This window comes from Pseudomonadota bacterium (assembly GCA_034660915.1).
In the GTDB taxonomy this organism is placed as follows: Bacteria; Desulfobacterota; Anaeroferrophillalia; order Anaeroferrophillales; family Anaeroferrophillaceae; genus DQWO01.
On sequence record JAYEKE010000079.1, the window covers coordinates 23,703 to 42,468 of the forward strand.

Genomic DNA, 18,766 nt, shown 5'->3' on the forward strand with positions numbered 1-18,766 from the left:
GAATCCAATGAAACAAGTCCAGGTTCACCCCGAGCGCTGTGTCGGCTGCATGCAATGCATGCTTGCCTGTGCCACCGCTCATTCGCAAACGAAAAAACTTTTTTCAGCGGTAAATGAAAGTCCGTTGCCAAAACCACGAATACATGTGGGGGCCGGATTGTTTCATGAAGGATTTCCTAACCGCTGTCATCACTGTGATCCGGCACCCTGCATGCTGGCCTGCCTTCCGGGAGCGATTTTTCGCGATCCTGACACCGGTACGGTGCTTATTGATCCCGATCTTTGTATTAATTGTGCTTCCTGTGCCATGGCTTGTCCTTTCGGGGTTTTGCGCTATCACCAGGACTGGGCAGCGCCACCGGCGAAAACTATCGCCCAGAAATGTGATAATTGTCTTGATCGGCAGCACATAGGCCTGGTTCCCGCTTGTGTTGAGGTCTGCAAAACCGGGGCCTTGACCTTTGAGGAATCAGATGCGGCGCTGAAACGAAAAACCCATGAAGTTGCCTGTGCCATTGCTTCCGGCTTGGAACAACAGCCGTTGATTCCTATGGGGGTTGAGTTATTGCGCGCGACTAAAAAGCAGCGTAGTCACCTGCAATGTTGATAGCGGCGCCCAATACCGCTTGGAATCTAACCCTGACAGCTTCGGAAAGTTGAAAATCGCTCAATTTTTCTTTCAAGTGAGGAGGAAGATAGCATGAGTTCAAAATATGAAGTTCACACCATTACTAAAGATGGTCAATTGTTATTGCAGAAAATGGAACAGGATCAGGTGGAAACCGTTTGGGATCGGCTGGCGACCCAAGATCCCCAGTGTGGCTATTGTGAGATGGGCTTGAGTTGCCGTATTTGCGCCATGGGTCCTTGTCGTGTTGACCCTTTTGGTGAGGGTCCCCAGCAGGGAGTTTGTGGTGCCGATGCCGATATTATCGTCGCCAGAAATCTGGGGCGTATGATTGCCGGTGGTGCGGCCGCTCATTCGGATCATGGGCGCGATCTGGTGGAAGTGCTGGCCGAGGTAGCCGCCGGCCGGGCGCCGGGATATTCTATTGCCGATGAGGAAAAACTGTTGAAGGTGGCCAGGGAGTATGGAATTGATACAGCCGGCCGGAAAATATTGGAAATTGCCGGGGAACTGGCGGTGGCTTTGCAGGAGGAATTTGGAACCCGCAAAGGTTATTTAACCATGGCCAACCGGGCACCGGAAAAAAGGGGTGAAATATGGAAAAAGGCTGGCATTACCCCCCGGGGAATTGACCGGGAAACTTCGGAAATGATGCATCGCACCCATATCGGGGTGGATAATGGTTGGCAGAGTCTCTTGCTTCATGGGCTTAGAAATGCCCTTTCCGATGGGTGGGGAGGTTCGATGATTGCCACTGAAGTTTCTGATATTCTATTTGGCACCCCCAAACCATCGCCGAATCTGGTCAATATCGGCGTGCTGCAAGAAAATGAGGTTAATATTGTTGTTCACGGTCATAATCCAGTAGTTTCAGAAAAGGTTATGGAGGCCTGTGAGTCTACCGATATGGTGAAGCTGGCCCGGGATAAAGGGGCAAAAGGCATTAATCTCGTGGGAGTATGCTGCACTGGTACCGAGCTGCTCATGCGTCATGGTATCCCGATGGCCGGTAATTTTTTAATGAGTGAATTGATTATCGGTACTGGGGCCGTGGAGATGATGATTGTCGATTATCAGTGCATTATGCCATCTCTGGGGGCTGCCATCGCTCCTCATTATCATACGAAAATGGTTAGTACAAGTGACAAAGCCCGTTTTCCGGGAATGGAGCATCGGGAATTTCATCCGGATAATGCGGCGGAACTTGCCCGGCAGCTGGTCCGGGAAGCCATCGAAAATTTTGACCAGCGTGGCGAAATCTATCTTCCGGTTCAACCAACACCATCGGTGGGCGGTTTTTCCGTCGAGGCGATTATCGAGGCTCTGGGTGGTACACCCCAGCCGTTGATTGATGCCATAACGGCTGGAAAGATTCGCGGTGCTGTAGGGGTGGTGGGTTGTAATAATCCCAAGATCAAGCATGATTATGGGCATGTGACCCTGACCAAGCGGCTGATAGAAAATGATTATCTGGTAGTTGATACGGGTTGCGCGTCTTTTGCTAATGCCAAGGCCGGCTTAAAAGTGGCTGAGGCGATAAAATCTGCCGGTCCCGGTCTGCGGGAGGTGTGTGGGTCCCTTGGCATTCCGCCGGTATTGAATATGGGCAGTTGTGTTGATAATGTCCGTATCCTGATGCTGGCGTCGGCGCTGGCCAATGCCCTTCAGGTTGATATCTGTGATCTACCCCTGGCCGGAGCGGCACCGGAATGGTTTACGGAAAAAGCCATTTCCATCGGTACCTATTTTGTTGCTTCTGGCGTGTATACGGTGCTGGGACCCATGCCACCGATTACCGGCAGCATGAATATTGTCAACCTGTTGACTTCAGGCCTTGATGACGTGGTTGGCGCAACTTTTGCGGTGGAAGCAGATCCGGAAAAGGCCGCCCTGCTGATCCAGCGACATATTGAAACCAAAAGGAAGTCTTTAGGATTATCATACCGGGAATTATGATGGAGTGGAGCGATCAACCCGGATGTCCGGGCTTGGCTCACAGCGGTATTGGCCGCCGAACGAATCACACGATGTGATTCGCGGCGGACGCCCGGGGACATTGCTTTAGCGCGCCCCACAACCGGCCATGGTCGGCCGGCGAGAATGAGCGAGAGCCATGCCGGAACATCCTTATTTGAACCTAAACTGAGAGATTAGCCTTTAGCGGTTAGCTATTAGTTTAATGATTACAGGATGTTTTGCTATTACAAACGTAAACATTCGACTACGTTTTCAGAAAAGATAAAAATACTCTCACAGAGGCACAAAGTCACAGAGAACCCGAGTCATTTGCCCTCTGTGACTTCGTGTCTCTGTCTTTCACCCGTTGGGTGTTATTTCTCATTAACGTAACGCCTTTATTTTTCAAGGCTAAACGCTGATAGCTAACAGCTAATCGCTTAACTTAGGTTGAAGTTGAGCCGCCAAAGCGGACTGAGAACGTTTTTTACGGAACCATCAATTTTAGAAAAAGAGGAAGAGGTATTGCTTGTGATTCATGTTTATTGGATGAGAAAAAAACTGTTTGCTTTTATCCTGATCATGTTTTTATTATGCCTGATGCCGGGGTTGGCAATGGCCGAGCGGCTTTCCATCAAGGTGCCGAAAGCCAATATCCGTTCCGGGCCGGGGACCAAGTATGAGATTATCTGGCAGGTGGGGAGATATTATCCGGTACAGATCATTAAGAAATCCGGTCATTGGTATCAATTCAGTGATTTTGAGGGGGATGCCGGCTGGGTTTACGCTAAACTGCTGGGCAAGCAGTCAACGGTGATTACCATCAAGGATAGATGTAATGTCCGGTCCGGTCCGGGAACCAAATATCCGGTAACTTTTACCAGTGAAAAAGGGGTTGCCTTTAAAGTTATTAAGAAACAGGGGAAATGGATAAAAATACGGCACTCAGACGGTGATCAGGGATGGATTTATAAGACTTTGATTTGGTAGCGGGGACGGTGATGTTAGCGGCATCAAGATTTTGGATGCTTGAGCCAGTCTCAATCAAGGCCGTATTTCTTCATTTTATTGTATACGGTTCCCCGGCTGATTCCCAGTACGCGAGCGGCCTGCTGGCGATTGTAGCCCGTGGCTTTGAGGGAATGTTTTATGAGCTCACATTCGGCTTCTTCCAGGCTGGTGCCCACCGGTAAAACTATTTTTTCCTGAGCCGCACACTCTTTTTTGATCCTTTGGGGAAGATGTTCGGTCAGAATCATACTCCCCGTGCACAGTACCACTGCCCGATGGATGATATTCCTGAGTTCCCGGACGTTGCCGGACCACGTATGGGATTTCAGAGAATCTATGCATTCAAGTGAGAAGCCAATAATGCGTTTTTGATATTCTTTATTGTAATATTGCAGAAAATGCTCCGCCAGCAATCGCCAGTCGTCTTCCCGTTTTCGGAGGGGAGGCAGGCTGATCTGGAAAACCTCCAGCCGATAATAAAGATCCTCGCGGAATTGACCTCGCTTAGTTGCTGCCAGCAGGTCTTCGTTGGTTGCCGCGATAATACGTACATCCGCGGAGATGGTCGAGTTGCCACCAATGCGGCTGAATTCTTTGGTTTCCAGCAGACGGAGCAGGCTGATCTGGGTCCGGTCGTTAATCGTTGAAATCTCATCAAGAAAAACCGTTCCCCGGTGTGATTCTTCAAAAATTCCTTTACGGGTTTCCGTAGCTCCGGTAAAAGCTCCCTTTTCATGGCCGAAAAGCTCGCTGGCCACCAGTTCCGGAGGCAAGGCGCCAAGATGAACCGGTGTATAGACGAACTCGTTGCGCGGGCTCAAATGGTGGATAGCTTCAGCGGCCAGGTCTTTACCAGTACCCGTTTCTCCGGACAGCAAAACAGGAATATCCGTTATCGCTGTTTGCCGAATAAAACGGTACACCTCCTTCATTGCCGCTGAGGTCCCCAGCATATCGTCAAAACCCTTTGGCTGGTGTTCCTTTTTAAGCAGTAAATTTGGAGCTGATGCCGGACGTTGGGCTAAAGCGGATTCGATGAGTATTTTCAGCTCATCATCTTCTATGGGCAGTTTGGCGTAGTGATAAGAGCCGGCTTCCAAGGCCATGGTACCCAGTTCGATATCCTCAGGATTAATCAACATGAGCACCTGGGTCGCGGGGCTTTCAGCCGCAAGCACCTCCATCACCTCAATGTAATCGCTCTGGCCCCTATCTTCAGCACAGCTTGACAGCACCAGAACATCGTAAATATCCTCTTCAAAGTGACCTAAAACCCGACCCAGGATACTTTCACGGAAAACGCGAAGGGAAACATCAGTAAAAAGGTTTTCGATTCGACGGGCCAACTCCTTCCCCTCATCCACACACAGAACTCTGCAAGGGGTGTTGTCATTTGTTGGCTCATAATTTTTTGATTTTATTGACATTTTATTCTGTGCCCCCGTTGTCATTCAGACAATTGAGATTGGTTTTGCTATCGTTTAAGGCGATAGATGGAATAATTTTTCAACTGGCTGATTCGCTGGATATGTCTGTTCAATCTTTAGACATACTATAATCCGTAGTTAATTCTAAATTTTAAACACTTTCCCCATAAGTTCTATAGCATATGTATGAAATTTAGACAAATTAGCATCCCATGGTAATATTTCAGGAAGAATATCGCTATCACGTTAATACTGATATATATTTGTATCATAAAAAAGAGCGCTTCGTAAAAAAATTCACGGGCAAGGTTGTTGTTGGCGACTGCTTGCATGTGCCGTTGTTGAAGCATTTTATTTAATGGCTTTTAAAAACCATCTCAACATTCTGACTTGCATTGCCAGGGACATATCAGCAGGATGTTCTGGCTTGGCTCATAGCGGTATTGGCCGCCGAACGAATCACACGACGTGATTCGCGGCGGACGCCTCGGAAGCCGGCCTGTCTGCGTGCGGCACGCACAGGCAGGCCATGGACGGCCGGCGAGAATGAGCGAGAGCCATGCCGGAACATCCCTGGAGATTTCTTTCAGCTGTTTTTAGAGCAACTCAAGAAGTTGAGAAACCATTAAATAAATAAAAAATAGAATAATGGTACAGCACTTGCATGCTATAGCTGCCCCTGAGACCCTGATTTGTTCTGATTCTTTATTTCCCGGGAATGAAGCTTCCGTAAATCCATTAACATCTAACCAAAGGAGAAAGATTATGAGTAAAATTAATGCAGAACATGTGTTCACGTCGGAGTCCGTAGGCAGTGGGCATCCGGATAAAGTCTGTGACCAGATTTCCGACGCAGTTCTTGACGCCTGTCTGGCGGCTGATCCCAAAAGCCGGGTTGCCTGTGAAACCGCGGTCGGTCATGACCTGGTGAGCAATATGGGTGAAATTACCTGTAATGGTTGGGAATCCATTGACACTGAAGCAATTGCCCGCAATGTGGTGCGCTCCATCGGCTATGATCGTCCTGAACTTAAATTCTGGCATGAGTCATTTGAATATATCTCCCGCATCCATGGTCAGTCTCCGGACATCAGCCAGGGGGTAACCGAAGGGAAAGGGCTGTATGATGAGCAGGGTGCCGGTGACCAGGGAATGATGTTTGGTTTTGCTACCAAGGAAACCGAGGAGCTTATGCCCGCCCCCATAGCTTTCAGTCATCGCCTGCTCATGGAACTGGAAAAGCGGCGAAGGAACCGTGACCTTACCTATCTGAGACCCGATTCCAAGAGTCAGGTGTCGGTGGAGTATGCGGATGGCAAACCCCAAAGCATTACCAGCGTGGTTATCAGCCATCAAACGGACGATGTCCCTCTTGAACAAATTCGGAAAGAACTAATTGAAGTAGCCCGTGAAGTTTTAAGCCCTACCGGTATGCTTAGCCAGGATACTGAATTTTTTATCAACCCCACCGGGGCTTTCGTTTTAGGTGGACCATATGCTGATGCCGGGCTTACCGGTCGCAAGATTATCGTCGATACCTACGGCGGTGTCGGGAGTCATGGTGGTGGTGCTTTCTCCGGGAAAGATCCTTCCAAGGTGGATCGCAGCGCCGCCTATTATGCCCGTTATGCGGCCAAAAACCTGGTTGCAGCCGGCCTGGCTGAAAAGTGTGAAATCCAGGTGGCCTACGCCATCGGCGTCGCCCGGCCTCTGAGCATCAATATTGACACCTATGGAACTGGGATCGTGGATGATTCCGCCTTGCAGGACTTACTGGAAAACAGCGATGTTTTCGATTTTCGTCCGGCGGCCATCAGCGACCAGCTGGGCCTCCAGTCTCCTTCGGGCTGGACATATCAACAGACGGCGGCTTACGGCCATTTCGGCCGCGCCGGGTTTCCGTGGGAACAGCTGGATAAGGTTGAAGCCTTGCGTCAGGCAAGCAAAACTAAGGGAGTGATACGGTTAAGTGCGTGATAACCAGCCGTTGAAACATTTCAACGGTTTTCCAAAGTAAACAGGAAAAATAAACCGGTGCCGGGTCCAGAATGACGACTACCGTCAATCCCGTATCCGGCATTTAATATTAGAAAAATACGAGGTTAAGATAATGAAAAGTAATTTAGCTGACCAGCTGAACAGCAAGACGTCCCAGGCTCCAGTCTTTAAAATCAAAGATCCTGGTCTGGCCGCTTTTGGTCGTCGTGAAATCGAAATCGCCGAGCACGAAATGCCGGGACTCATGGCTACTCGGGAAAAATACGGCCCGGATCAGCCCCTGGCTGGCGCCAGGATTATGGGCAGCCTGCATATGACCATTCAGACTGCCGTTTTGATTGAAACGCTGAAGGCCCTGGGAGCCGATGTCAGGTGGGCTTCCTGTAATATTTTCTCCACTCAGGATCATGCCGCCGCAGCCATTGCGGCAGCAGGCGTGCCGGTTTTTGCCTGGAAAGGCGAAACCCTGGAGGAATACTGGTGGTGTACAAAACAGGCTATTACCTGGCCGGATGGTTCCGGACCGAACCTGGTGGTGGACGATGGCGGCGATGCCACCCTGATCATCCACCGGGGATACGCCGCGGAAGAAAAACCGGAGATCCTGGACGAACCGACAGACAACAAGGAAGTCCAGACCGTAAACCGGCTGCTGCAGGAAACCCAGAAAGCAGAGCCTGAATTCTGGCATCGGGTAGTCAAGGACTGGCGGGGAGCTTCCGAAGAAACCACCACCGGCGTTAATCGTCTCTATATGATGGCTAAAGACGGCAGCCTGCTGGTACCGGCTATCAATGTCAACGATTCAGTAACCAAAAGCAAGTTTGACAACGTTTACGGCTGCCGGGAATCCCTGGTGGATGGCATCAAGCGGGCTACCGATGTGATGATCGCCGGGAAAACTGCTGTTGTCTGTGGATTCGGCGACGTTGGCAAGGGGTCAGCGGAATCACTCGCCTCGCAGCGGGCGCGGGTGATCGTCACGGAAATCGATCCCATCTGTGCTCTGCAGGCACTCATGGCCGGTTATCAGGTGATGACTATTGAAGATGCCCTGCCCATGGGGGATATCTTCGTTACCACAACCGGCAATCTCGACGTGATTACCGCCGAGCACATGGCTAATATGAAAGATCAGGCCATCGTCTGCAATATCGGTCATTTCGACAATGAAATTCAGGTGGACGGGCTCAACAATATCCCGGGCGTCAAAAAACAGAATATCAAGCCCCAGGTAGATAAGTATACCTTTACTGATGGACGTTCCATCTATCTCCTGGCCGAAGGCCGCCTGGTCAATCTCGGCTGTGCCACCGGACATCCCAGCTTTGTCATGTCCAATTCCTTTACTAATCAAACCCTGGCCCAGATCGACCTTTGGAACGAGGACAAGGAAATTGGTGTTTACCGACTCTCCAAAGAGCTGGATGAAGAAGTAGCCCGGCTCCATCTGGAAAAACTGGGGGCAAAACTGACCACGCTTACGAAAGAGCAGGCCGAATACATCGGTGTACCCCAGTCAGGACCGTTCAAACAGGATCATTATCGCTACTAACAACAGCAGTAAGCCTTGTGTTGTTTTCTGCATATTTCTGCATATTTGCGAACGGCATGCATTTGGCATCCACGTTGTTGACCTGTCAATAGCCGGTGCCGGCCAGGCTGCGGAAGATAAAAAAACTTTAACGCCTGAGCAATGCGTCTAAGATCTAAAAAGACGTTCAGGAAAGGAGAATAAATTGAGCAAACGCTATAAAGTGCAATTTCCCCGAGAGACAAGCAATATGGATCAGAACGAGGCGTTCTTTCATTTTTTTGCTGGCGGGGAGAAACATAAACTTCGTTTCCATGATTACAATGAGATTTTTAAGTTTCCCGGGCTTTACGAACAACTGTTTTATGACCGTCTCAAGTGCTGTTCTCATAACAAGGTTAGTGACATACTGAAAACAACAGTGGAGCAGCAGTCTAATTTAAATTTTTCAGAACTTCGCGTTCTTGACCTCGGTGCGGGAAATGGTATGGTCGGTGAAGCCTTGAAAGATCATGGTGTATCCCGCATGGTCGGGGTCGACATATTTCCTGAAGCCGAGAAGTCCTGTGAGCGTGACCGGCCGGGGGTCTATGATGACTACTACACCACCGACTTGACAAAGCTGGGCAAGGAAGAACAAGAGGATATGGAATCGTGGTCACTCAATTGTTTCACTACGGTAGCGGCCCTGGGATATGGTGATATTCCCCCAAAAGCGTTCTTTCAAGCATTTAATCTTATTGAGTCCAATAGCTGGGTGGCTTTCAACATCAAGGAAACCTTTCTGGATAACAGTGACACCAGTGGTTTCTCAAAGGCTATTAGAGAACTTATCTTCTCTGAATACCTTGATCTGCACCACCTTGAGCGCTACCGCCACCGGTTTTCTATCGATGGAACCCCGCTTTATTATTTCGCTATTGCCGGGAAAAAGAATGTCCATATTCCGGATAGTTTTCTGAGCAAGCTGGCATAGAGTATTCCCTTCCAGAGTTCTCTGGTTATCAGATGTAAAGCGCCTCGTTTTGCAAAAGTGCGAAACGAGGCGCTTTTATGTAAATATTTGGCTTAATGCCTCCTGCTTATTGCACTGGTTTGCACCTTTGCTTCGCCCTGCTTCGCAGGGGGACAGAATTGAATTCTGTCCCCACATCGGCACTTATTTGGGAATAGAGAGCGTATCGCCGACATTAAGTGTATAGGGGGGCATCAGACCGTTGGTTTCAATGATGGCTCTGGGATCAACATCCCCAAACAGGCAAGCAATTCTGTAAACCGTATCACCAGCTCTGACCGTGTATTCGGTTGGATGTTTTAGCCGGGCACGCGTACCTATATCGTACACTTCCGCATTCCCGGGAATAGTTAATACCATGCCGGGATGGGTTATAGAATTCCTGTTTAACCCGTTGGTACGTAACAAAGCGTTGGGAGTAATATTGAAACGGCGAGCGATACAATAGGGGAATTCGCCTTTTTGCAGTGTGTAAGTATCAGGGACATTATATTTCTTTTCCCCGGTAGTTTCCGGCGCTGTGATAATCTTCGGCTCTGATTCTTTTTCTTGTTCTGATACGGATTCTACCGCTTTTTCGGGCTGTGTTGTTGGTGGTGTCAGTACATCGGCAGCAGGAGTTTTCTCGCCTTCATGAATAGTTTCGGTTTCAGGGATAGCTGTGGCTTCTGCCGTTTCCCCGGCCTTTGCCATGGAAGTTTGTTCCCCGACTGGTGTTGATTTTTCTGTAAGCGGGGCAATTGCTGATGCTGTATTTTTTTCTGTAACCGGTAATTTACCCTCATCACCTGTGGGTGGGAGATTTTTATCAGACTGCTCACAAGCAGAAAGCCCAATCGCAAGCAATATAATCAATAGCACAATAAAAGGGCGATTTTTATTCATAGAGTGGGGTTCCTTGTTGCCCCTGCCTTGCCACTTCTTCTTTACTTGTCCCTGAAAACTATCCTGGCCGTATCCCTGAAAGGCATATCTTTAATAAGCGCACTAATTGTAGCCGTGCCTGGCTCTGTTGAACCAATAGTTCCAGTTGTCAGACCTTTCCGGTTTGTTTTGGCTGGCTGTTGAATAATATCTCCCTGTCTATCTGAGATGAGTTTAACCTCAATATCAGGAACAAAATTGTTATAGACGTCGTACACCTCAACAATAATTTCAGCCACGGTGACGCCATCGGCAGGGATTGAGGTGTGGTTCAAGCGAAGTCTTGAATTCGCGGAATCCGGTTGGCCTGGAATAACTGTGACATATGCTTCCGCCCGGAGTTTTCCGACGCTGGCAGTTACCTTTCCTTTTCCCTGGCTGGTTCCGTGGAATATGCCCGGCTCCTTAAAGATGCCAATACTTCCTTGAACCTTCCACACGGGGGAGGGTAGTTCTACTTTATTTTTTTCTATATCCAGTCCATGGACCATAAATTTTTGTTTTGTATTGGACGCAACCGTAATGGTGTTTGGCTCTATAAAAAGATGCGTCAGTTCTCCCGGCTTAACTTCCACTGGCATGTCGGTTATGATTTCACCGCTATGAGCTATAATTGTTCCTTTACCTGGTTTAGCGGCATGAAAGATGCCCGTGTCTTTTTCAATATTACCAAGGTCTTTCGTCACCGCCCATTCTGCCTTGATTGGGAAAGTATTTCCCCCTTCATCATAACCCACAACAGTAAATGGATAGGTCTTTCCAGCCATGACAGGAGAAGTAGGCGCTTTAATACGCAAGTATTTGGGTTCGCCTGGTTTTACCTCTATTGATACGCTATTTTCAATACCTTCAGCAGTAACTTTTAAGGTCCCTTTGCCGGCCTTTTGGGCGTAAAATATTCCCTCAGGAGTTATTTTGCCAATTTCTTTTGGTTCCACGGACCAGCGGGGGGAAATAGAGATGAGGTTGTTAAATTGGTCTTTTCCCAAAGCGGTAAACTGAGTATCTTTACCAGACACCAGGCTCAAGCTTTGGGGGGTAATGGTCACTCGATTTAAAACAGCTGGTTTTACTTTTATCTTGCTGTAACCTTTGACCTTGTTGGCAGACGCGACAATTTTTCCTTCTCCTGTTATCTCAGCCTTAAACCTGCCCGAAGTAGTGAAGGTGCCTAAGCTTTTCTCGGCTTCCAAATTCCAACTGAAATCCGCGGGGCAAACATTACCGTATACGTCATAGGCTGTGGCCCCAAAAGTAATGCCTTCTCCCGCCGTCAATACTGTTTCCGGTGGATCAATTTTAATACTTTTAATCGTCCCCGGTTTGACTTCGACAGAACTTAAGCCAAAAATATCGGCCATCTGACACGATACATTACCATGTCCCGTGATCTGAGCTTCAAATTTACCATCGTTGTTTATCGAGCCTATTCCACCCGCAACCGACCAGGCAGGCTGTAATTTTACCTCGTTTCCTTCCTGATCATATCCCTTTGCTTCAAAAGTAATACTTGAGTTTGCCTTAAGGACGATGGTTTCAGGGCTTACTCTAATCCTTTTGACACTGCCGACATTGACTTCAGCATGGATTTTTGTAACGGCTTTCCCTGAAGTAATTGTTATTATTCCTGTGCCGGCTTTGTGGGCCAGAAACAGATTATTCCTTGTAACTTTGCCAAGTTCGCCCTGGACCGACCAGCTGTATTTCGGCAAGGAAATAAGATTTGCATTGGCATCGAACACCTCTACTTCAAATTTTACCTCATTACCTGCTGTTATATTAACTTTATCAGGAATCACGCTTATCGAAGCCGCTTCTCCGGCTATAACCTCAATTTCAGTCGTAGCTTTGATCTCATTTGATTTGACCTCAACTGTACCGGTTCCTGTTTTTTTGGCAACAAAAAGTCCATTATCATCGATATTGCCAATATCTTTCTTTTTTTGTATTGACCATGTCGGTTTGACCGCAAGTTTATTGCCACCCACATCAAAGCCGATCGCCTTAAATTGAAACTTTTTACCTGATGGCACAACTTGTTTGGTGGGCACTACTTTGAATGAAGACAACGCTCCTTTCATTACTTCAAGCGGTATCCTTTCAACAATGTCACCAGCAGTGGCCATTAAAAATCCCTTACCTTTTTTTGCGGGAAGAAGGTAATTTTCGGAAGTGATTGTTCCCAGCCTGGTGTCTGTAAGACTCCAGATAACCCGCGCGTCAACAACATTTCCAAATCTGTCCTCTCCCACGGCATCTAAATGTATTTTCTCACCTGCCTTTGCTGAAATAGTTCCCGGAGTGATTTTTAAAAATGAGATCTCCGCCGGCAGGACCTGAACTTCTGCTTCTGCCATTAAATTTCCACCGGCGACCCTGATTTTTCCCCTTCCTGCTTTGACAGCTTTAAGCAGTCCTCTATTGTCAATACTGCCGGCAGGAAAATCCTTTACACTCCATTTCAATGCTGTCACGGTTTTGTTACCGTAAGCATCGTAAATCGCAGCAGCAAAATATTTTTCTTCACCGGCGGTTATTTTAAGCTTCACCGGCTCAAGTTTTATCTGAGTTGGTTCACCTGGTGCTATATCTATGGGAACCTGGATGTTTAATACTCTGTCAGTTCTTAACTGCTTGACTGTGGCGACAACCTGTCCCTGTCCGGATTTTGTGGGCATAAAGACGCCATGGTCATCAATAGTTCCCAATTTTGGAGGAAGAAGATTCCAATTAACAGCGGACTTGACAATGTTGCCAAAGGCGTCGAGACCGGAGGCCAAAAAATGCTGTGTTTTACCGGCTTGCAGAGAAAGAGGTCCTTTGGGTTTGATAACCACCCCTTTCATCTTTGCGGGAGCCACGGCAATGGTGCTTTTCGCGGTTAAATTTTTCATCTTGGCTTCAATTATTGTATTCCCGGCCTTTTTTGCCTGAAAAATACCATCAGGGCTCAATTCTCCCAGCTCCTTTTTCATGAAGAAACGGGCCTGGGTGGTAACCTTGTTCCCAAAGCTATCGTATCCTGTTACTACGAATTGTTTTGTTTCGCCCGCCAGCATATCCATGCTTTCCGGTGATATTTGCAACTGGGATAATGCTGTTGGTATAATCTCAACTTGGTATGATTCAAGGATATTTTCCACCTTGGCTCTTATTTCTCCAATACCGCTTCGCAAGGCAGTGAACGTGGACTTTTTCTTGTCAATTGTTCCCATAGATCTGCTTAACAACCATTCTGGTTCTATGGAAAACTCATTTCCATACGCATCAACTCCCGCTGCTTTTAAATTTATCGTTTTTCCTGCTTCTATCTGTTTGTCTTTGATCTTGATCCTGATATCCGCAAGAGGCCCATGTTCTATCTCCACTTTGACTTCTGAAAAAACACCTTCTTTTGCAACCTTGACAATACCATTCCCCACCTTTTTAGCCGTGAAGATACCGTCTTTGGCAACGGTTCCCAGATTATTTTCTACTGACCATTCAACCTCAACCGGCAGTTGATGGCCGTATTTGTTAAAGCCCTTGACCTTAATTTGCGCGGTCTGGCCGGCTGGTATTTTTATGGACTCCGGTTTGCATTCAATCTTGTTCAGCTTCCCGGGAACAATAGTAAACGGTCTTCCCGTGGTGATTTTTTCTAAATGAGCCAATAAGATACAGTCTCCGGGCTTCTTGGCTAATACCATTCCCTTATCCTTCAGCACGGCATTTTTTTGGGCCATTGACCACCGCGCTTGAACCGGACGATGGTTGCCGAATTTATCATATCCTTCAGCTTTAAATTGGATGCTTTCCCCGACTTCAAATACCTTTTTTTCAGGGGTGATGGTGATACTGGTTATGGGTGTCCCTTCTATTTGGATTTTTTTGGTGATTTTACCTGCTTTTAAGATCACCGTGTTTGTTCCCGGGGTTGAAGACAGGGCCAATTCGATTTCTGATTTCCCTTGTTGGTTCATGGTTAGCTTTTCGGTGGACAGCTTGATCCCTTTTGTCGGAGATGATATCAAGATCTTATTAAAACCGGCCGGTTTTTTTTCCTTTGAGAGCGTTTTTACAGTAAGCTTGGTGCTTGTTCCCGCCAACGCTTTTTCATTATCCACCTGAACTTTAATGTCGGCCACCTCAACCGGGATGATTGTAACTTGAGCTTGCGCCGATACGCCTTTCGAAGTTACCGTAATCTTAATCTGGCCGGGTATTTTAGCGCTCAACCGACCATTTTCATCAATGGCACCTTTGTTGCTGTCAACCGTCCAGTTGAAAACAGCATCCGGCATTTTCTTGTTTTCACTTGAAATGGCGGTTGCTTCAAAGGACAAAGTAGCGCCAACGGCAAGTGTTTTTTCTGCTGGCTTGATTTCGACTCTTTCGAGTTTGGGCTTGGAGCAGCCACTTATGACCATAGAAAGCAAAAGAATTAAAATGCCGATCAAGTAAAATTTTTGGATCATTTTCTTTGTGTTCATTTTCAGCCCCTTCTTTTTAAAATCTATCTTGAATGACAGATTCAACTTTTTTCAATCATAACAATGTATCAAACTTAAAACAATGGGTTAAATAATGTCTTTAGAATATAATAAAAGATGAAGTTACAAGATCAATACCATATTTTATTGGATTTGTCCAAAAAAAGTCTTAGAACTTAATAAAATTATCGCCGTTGATGATAAACCTGTGCATGCCGTATCCCCCTGATATCCGCATTTCAGGACGTCTCGAAAGCCATTAAAGAAACGATAATAGTCGCCAAAACCAATTTAAAATATGGTTTTGTGATTACAGCCAACAACATGTAATACATTTCCAAACTTATTGACATCTCTAAGTGGGATTGATAATAAACTCTCAACTTTCTGAGTTGCCATAAACAGCTGGATTTATACGGTGCACTAACGTAATATCCCCGGCTGTTACGGCATGGCTCTCGCTCATTCTCGCTGGCCGTCCATGGCCAGCTTCCGAGGCGTCCGCCGCGAATCACATCGTGTGATTCGTTCGGCGGTCAATACCGCTATGAGCCAGGCCCGAACATCCGGTAATATGTCTCTGGCAATGCAATTCAGAAAGTTGAGTATAATCCTTACGGAGAGAGATAGGAGTCTTACCTTTAATAAATTACTGAATATTTCCATGGATATTGCCAACATCGATCTTTACTCTGAGAGACTGTTGCTGAGTACCTTACCGCGAATTACCACTACCCATAAATAAAAACCGCGTATTTATTAATGAATTGAAGTTTTACCAAAATCATCATAATTATGCGGCCATGCGTAGGAACGCGGTCACAAGAAAATTAATAACCGATTCCATCGTCACAATCAGGTCCCACTGTTTACCTGGAACCCATTCATGGGTGCTGCCATCCAGGCCATTTTCATGATAGAAGTCTACCTGACGACGAAATGTCTTGCAACATCTCTGTCCGTCTCATGCCTCACCCCCTGGTTTAAACATGATTCGGACAGATTACGTGTTACTTCACTGCAGATGACTGTAGATTGACAAAACGGATGGATTTGTAGTATATAGAAGAGTACTGGTGATTAGCAAAAGTGGTTCGGTGTTTATTTCGTTCCAGCTCTTGCTGAAGGGCTGATATTTATAAGGAAGTCCCGGGTCAAAGTGATTGCCAGCCGCTGAAAAAGCATTTCTTATCATCTCTTACCTGACGGAAGTAGTATTGTGTATAATAAGATCATTTTAGCATTTTTCACCCTTTGTCTTCTTGTGCCTTTGACAGCGCTGGCCGGCATACAGACACCGGCACCGCCATCGATTGCGGCAACCGGATATCTGTTGATTGACATGGACAGTGACACCATACTTGCGGCCAAGGATGCCGAGCAACGCCTCGAACCAGCCAGTCTTACCAAGATCATGACCGCCTATGTCGTCTTTTGCAAACTGCGCGACGATACCATCAAACTGTCTGACGAGGTCCTGGTCAGCGAGAAGGCCTGGAAAACGCCTGGGTCTCGCATGTTCATCGAAGTCAACAAACATGTTTCCGTAGAAAACCTGCTCAAGGGTATGATCATCCAGTCTGGTAATGACGCCAGCGTCGCGCTGGCCGAGTATGCGGCCGGCAGCGAAGAAGCTTTCGCCAATCTGATGAACAGCCACGCCCAACGTCTCGGCATGAACCACACGCATTTTGCCAACGCTACCGGACTGCCGCATGAGGATCATTACACGACCCCGCGGGATATCACGCTGGTGACTGAGGCAAGCATCCGGGAGTTTCCGGAGCTATACAAGCTGTATGCGAAAAAAGAGTACACCTATAACGACATCCGGCAGCGCAATCGCAACAGATTGCTGTGGCGTGACGATTCGGTGGATGGGGTTAAAACCGGGCATACCGAAGCTGCCGGTTACTGCCTGGTTGCGTCTGCCAAGCGTGACGGCATGCGCCTGATTTCAGTTATAATGGGAACTACCGGCAAAAAGGTCCGTCTCAATGAGAGTCTGGCTTTGTTGAACTATGGCTTTAGTTTTTTCAAGACTCATCGCTTGTACGGCGCCGGCACCCAATTGGCCAGTACACGGATATGGATGGGTGACAGGAAGGAAATGGCATTGGGACTGGCCGACGACCTGTATGTCACCATCCCGCGTCAACAGTATGATAATCTGTATACTCACACCGAAATCCGACCACAGCTGCAGGCCCCGGCAAGCAAAGGTGACAAAGTCGGTGAAGTAATAATCGAACTTGAGGATGAGGTCATTACCCGCCAGCCATTGGTTGTCTTGGAGGATGTTCCCAAAGGCGGCATCTGGAGGAGGGTGATCGATACTGTTTTGATGTTGTTTGAGTAATGACTGCTCATGAAAGAGGGCTTGCTTTAAAAGTTTTTGCGAGACAGGTGAAAATGGATAAGAACAGGGAAATTCATTTTTTGAATATGGATTTCTAAAACCGCAACTTTATTTAAGGAGGAAAGAAAATGTCCGATACCAAAAACCTGCTGTTAGTTGTCAGTACCACTGAACCTGCCAATCAATATGCCAGCTATGTTATCGCTTTTATGGCGAAGAAACTAGGCAACGTCCCCAATGTTACCATCTTTTATGGACCCAACGCTGTTTCCATGGTGAAAAAAGGTGAATTGGCAAAGCTGGAACTTCCCCAGAACGTGAAAGAACTGATTGCCGGTCAGCTGGACGGTCTTTCGGCTGCCGACCTGCCCGACAACCTGGAACAGATGGCTCGTTTCCAGAAAGATCAGCTGGGAGTTACTATTGCCTCCTGTGCTACTTTTCATGTTATTGGTGAATTTGCCGATTCCGTGGATGACACTTCACAAATTGAAGATTTCATTGTTCCGGTGAAGCTGCCTGATGCCTGGGGAGCAATCGATGGTGCCGATAAGGTGCTGTATTTCTAATCAATAACGATAGTTTTTCTCATCTAGCAAGTGCCATCAGGTTATTATTGCCTGATGGCACTTGTCGTTATGGTCGCGATAGGAATATAAAAATCATCTTTTTCAGGCGAAAGGATATCAAGTTCTTTGAATTTTGGACGATAAAATATAAACCATTGAAATTTAAAATTATCAGTGCAGAGGCAAAATTTTAAGGCATATAATGCAAAGGAAAAAAGCATCACCATTCAAGCTACAGTTCGGTAGCGTCTTTATTTCTTGCCTGTGCTTGGTTATTGCAATTGCGATATTGTTTGGGAAAAATTTTATTTCCCAGGACATGAAACCTTTAACTCACCAAACCACGTCAAATACACCGCCAGCACCACATGGGATCATAACAATTCATTACCACGAAAGGCCACCATACTATATAACCGGTTCCCTTGGAGTTTATGGACTTTGTGCAGATCCTGCCAAACTAGCGTTTACAAAGGCTGGCGTTCAATTTCAATGGCAAAAAACCCCAGCAAAACGCCAGATGGCAATCATAAAAGCAAACAGATCGAAAGATTGTCTCCTCGGCTGGTTCAAAAATTCAGAACGTGAAAAATTTGCCAACTACTCAGCCTGCATTTATCAGGATAAACATCTGATGGCTTTGGCACGGGCTGACAACAAAAAAATGATATCCGGTAGAACTTTGGAAGAAACACTTGCCAATGCCAGTCTGATCCTCCTGAGAAAAAACGGCTATTCTTATGGTCGATTTGTCGACACAAAGATTAACGAACTTCATCCCAAACAGGAAGTAACAAACATCGAGAATGTCGGCATGTTCAAAATGATTCATGCTAAACGCGCTGATTATTTCTTCATCTCTGAAGAAGAAGC

Annotated in this window: 13 protein-coding genes; 10 read left to right on the forward strand and 3 right to left on the reverse strand. The window is 47.0% G+C overall.

The genetic code is table 11. The features are described 5' to 3' along the window. Positions 1 to 7 precede the first annotated feature (7 nt). The 3 genes from U9P07_04605 (at position 8) to U9P07_04615 (ending at position 3,574) form a co-directional block, all read left to right on the forward strand. A complete protein-coding gene (locus U9P07_04605) occupies positions 8 to 607 on the forward strand; it encodes a 4Fe-4S dicluster domain-containing protein (protein ID MEA2108682.1) in 600 nt (199 codons plus the stop codon). Between the two features lie 93 nt (positions 608 to 700). Beyond that, positions 701 to 2,584, forward strand: a complete 1,884-nt coding sequence (cooS, locus tag U9P07_04610; GenBank protein MEA2108683.1) for an anaerobic carbon-monoxide dehydrogenase catalytic subunit — start codon at positions 701 to 703, stop codon at positions 2,582 to 2,584. Positions 2,585 to 3,133: 549 nt separating this feature from the next. After that, positions 3,134 to 3,574: an SH3 domain-containing protein gene (locus tag U9P07_04615; GenBank protein MEA2108684.1), complete on the forward strand. Its 441-nt coding sequence runs from the start codon at positions 3,134 to 3,136 to the stop codon at positions 3,572 to 3,574. Positions 3,575 to 3,624: 50 nt separating this feature from the next. Here U9P07_04615 and U9P07_04620 read toward each other — a convergent pair whose 3' ends face one another. After that, positions 3,625 to 4,941 carry a sigma-54 dependent transcriptional regulator gene (locus tag U9P07_04620; protein MEA2108685.1) on the reverse strand — a complete coding sequence of 439 codons (1,317 nt, stop codon included), beginning with the start codon at positions 4,939 to 4,941 and terminating at the stop codon, positions 3,625 to 3,627. Positions 4,942 to 5,787: 846 nt separating this feature from the next. Between U9P07_04620 and metK the strand changes: the two genes are divergently transcribed. The 3 genes from metK to U9P07_04635 all read left to right on the forward strand — a co-directional run bounded on the left by metK (position 5,788) and on the right by U9P07_04635 (position 9,530). Further along, complete coding sequence (gene metK / locus U9P07_04625) at positions 5,788 to 6,999, forward strand: methionine adenosyltransferase (protein MEA2108686.1); 1,212 nt, start codon at positions 5,788 to 5,790, stop codon at positions 6,997 to 6,999. Between the two features lie 133 nt (positions 7,000 to 7,132). Then, complete coding sequence (gene ahcY / locus U9P07_04630) at positions 7,133 to 8,575, forward strand: adenosylhomocysteinase (protein ID MEA2108687.1); 1,443 nt, start codon at positions 7,133 to 7,135, stop codon at positions 8,573 to 8,575. Between the two features lie 184 nt (positions 8,576 to 8,759). Then, entirely contained in the window at positions 8,760 to 9,530 is a 771-nt protein-coding gene (locus U9P07_04635; GenBank protein ID MEA2108688.1) for a methyltransferase domain-containing protein, read from the forward strand. 183 nt (positions 9,531 to 9,713) lie between these two features. Here U9P07_04635 and U9P07_04640 read toward each other — a convergent pair whose 3' ends face one another. Continuing rightward, positions 9,714 to 10,454, reverse strand: coding sequence for a LysM peptidoglycan-binding domain-containing protein (locus U9P07_04640; protein ID MEA2108689.1), 741 nt, complete (start codon positions 10,452 to 10,454; stop codon positions 9,714 to 9,716). A 41-nt stretch (positions 10,455 to 10,495) separates the two neighbouring features. Then, a complete protein-coding gene (locus U9P07_04645) occupies positions 10,496 to 14,965 on the reverse strand; it encodes an Ig-like domain-containing protein (GenBank protein MEA2108690.1) in 4,470 nt (1,489 codons plus the stop codon). Positions 14,966 to 15,416: 451 nt separating this feature from the next. Between U9P07_04645 and U9P07_04650 the strand changes: the two genes are divergently transcribed. From U9P07_04650 to U9P07_04665, 4 genes are all read left to right on the forward strand, one after another. Continuing rightward, positions 15,417 to 15,710 (forward strand): hypothetical protein, encoded by a 294-nt coding sequence (locus U9P07_04650; GenBank protein MEA2108691.1) that lies wholly within the window; start codon positions 15,417 to 15,419, stop codon positions 15,708 to 15,710. A 519-nt stretch (positions 15,711 to 16,229) separates the two neighbouring features. Beyond that, a complete protein-coding gene (locus U9P07_04655; GenBank protein MEA2108692.1) occupies positions 16,230 to 17,324 on the forward strand; it encodes a D-alanyl-D-alanine carboxypeptidase family protein in 1,095 nt (364 codons plus the stop codon). Positions 17,325 to 17,452: 128 nt separating this feature from the next. Continuing rightward, positions 17,453 to 17,893 (forward strand): hypothetical protein, encoded by a 441-nt coding sequence (locus tag U9P07_04660; protein ID MEA2108693.1) that lies wholly within the window; start codon positions 17,453 to 17,455, stop codon positions 17,891 to 17,893. A gap of 202 nt (positions 17,894 to 18,095) precedes the next feature. Further along, on the forward strand, positions 18,096 to 18,766 hold a 671-nt coding region (locus U9P07_04665; protein MEA2108694.1), incomplete at its 3' end, for a hypothetical protein.

Coding starts and splice junctions, on each gene's coding strand:
- ahcY (MEA2108687.1), top strand. CDS start 7,133: ATGAAAAGTAATTTAGCTGACCAGCTGAACAGCAAGACGTCCCAGGCT.
- U9P07_04615 (MEA2108684.1), top strand. CDS start 3,134: ATGAGAAAAAAACTGTTTGCTTTTATCCTGATCATGTTTTTATTATGC.
- cooS (MEA2108683.1), top strand. CDS start 701: ATGAGTTCAAAATATGAAGTTCACACCATTACTAAAGATGGTCAATTG.
- U9P07_04640 (MEA2108689.1), bottom strand. CDS start 10,454: ATGAATAAAAATCGCCCTTTTATTGTGCTATTGATTATATTGCTTGCG.
- U9P07_04650 (MEA2108691.1), top strand. CDS start 15,417: ATGGCTCTCGCTCATTCTCGCTGGCCGTCCATGGCCAGCTTCCGAGGC.
- U9P07_04605 (MEA2108682.1), top strand. CDS start 8: ATGAAACAAGTCCAGGTTCACCCCGAGCGCTGTGTCGGCTGCATGCAA.
- metK (MEA2108686.1), top strand. CDS start 5,788: ATGAGTAAAATTAATGCAGAACATGTGTTCACGTCGGAGTCCGTAGGC.
- U9P07_04645 (MEA2108690.1), bottom strand. CDS start 14,965: ATGAACACAAAGAAAATGATCCAAAAATTTTACTTGATCGGCATTTTA.
- U9P07_04660 (MEA2108693.1), top strand. CDS start 17,453: ATGTCCGATACCAAAAACCTGCTGTTAGTTGTCAGTACCACTGAACCT.